This window comes from Terrabacter sp. 2TAF16 (genome assembly GCF_052115065.1).
GTDB lineage: Bacteria > Actinomycetota > Actinomycetes > Actinomycetales > Dermatophilaceae > Terrabacter.
In genome coordinates this window covers 1-1183 of the sequence record NZ_JBFRFZ010000039.1, presented here as the reverse complement: position 1 = coordinate 1183, position 1183 = coordinate 1, and the positions used below count along the sequence as shown (strand labels likewise).

At 69.5% G+C, this 1183-nt stretch carries 1 protein-coding gene; it reads right to left on the bottom strand.

Annotation, left to right across the window (positions count from 1 at the left end; translation table 11 throughout):
- Positions 1–10: 10 nt before the first annotated feature.
- Complete coding sequence (locus AB4Z14_RS22035; protein WP_442277111.1) at positions 11–1129, bottom strand: IS30 family transposase; 1119 nt, start codon at positions 1127–1129, stop codon at positions 11–13.
- Positions 1130–1183 lie beyond the last annotated feature (54 nt).

Genomic DNA, 1183 nt, shown 5'->3' with positions numbered 1-1183 from the left:
CGGGGCGGTTTCAGGGAGCTGTTGCAACGAGGTGGGTGTTGAGGGCTTGTGCGGGAGTCTGCCAGTTCAGGGTTTGTCGGGGGCGGCCGTTGAGCTCGCGGGCGACCTGGTCGAGGTCGGCTTGGGTGTAGGTGCGGAAGTCGGTGCTCGAACGGGGGAAGTACTGGCGTAGCAGGCCGTTGGTGTTCTCGTTGCTGCCGCGCTGCCAGGGTGAGTGCGGGTCGCAGAAGAACACCTTGCAGTCGGTGGCCAGCGTGAACTCTGTGTGGCGGCGCATCTCGATGCCCTGGTCCCAGGTCAGGGTCTTGGCCAGCTCGGCCGGGACCCGGCCCATCAGCTCGGTCAGGACCCGGATGACTTCGGGGCTGACCCGCGACTGGGGCAGGGCTCCGAGCATGACGTAGCGGGTGGCGCGTTCGACGAGGGTGATGATCGCGCTGGCGCCGCGGGCGCCGATGACCAGATCGCCTTCCCAGTGCCCGGGCACGGCCCGGTCACTGGCTTCGGCGGGTCGGGTGGAGATGTGGAAGTCGGCCAGCCAAGGCCGGCTGCCGCGGGCACCGTGCGCGGTGCGGGACTGCGGCCGGCGGCGCGCCCGCCCGGAACGCAGGGCCTGTTGGGTGGCGATCTCGCGGCGCAGCTCGCCACGGCCTTGGAGGTAGATCGCCTGGTAGATCGTCTCGTGCGACACGTGCAGCTCCGGCTGGTTGGGGTAGGTCGAAGCCAACCATCGGGAGATCTGTTTCGGGGACCACCGCTGGGTGAGCTTGGGCAGCACGTGCTCGCTCCACAGGCTCGGCCGGTCCCAGCTGTACGAGCTGCGCAGCTTGGGTCGGTGCGGGCGCCGGGCTCGGCGCCGGTAGTTGTACTGGGCTGCGTGGTGCTCGTAGACCCACCGGTAGGGGCCGCCGAGGTGGCCGCCGGTCCCGCGGGTGCGGCGGGCGTGCGGGTGCCGGGCGCCGGGGCGCCTCAGATTCGCGCCGCGGTAGGAGTTGTTACGGGTGACCTCGCGCCAGACGGTGGAGCGGTCACGACCGATCGCCGCGGCGATCGCTGGGAAGGTCAGGCCCTGACCGAAGAGCACTTCGATCTGAGCACGTTCGGACAACGACAGACGAGGACCAGGCATGGAGGCCATCCTTGGGGTAGCCCTCGTTGCAACAGACCCTTGAACCCAAGCGGT

Coding starts and splice junctions, on each gene's coding strand:
- AB4Z14_RS22035 (WP_442277111.1), bottom strand. CDS start 1,129: ATGCCTGGTCCTCGTCTGTCGTTGTCCGAACGTGCTCAGATCGAAGTG.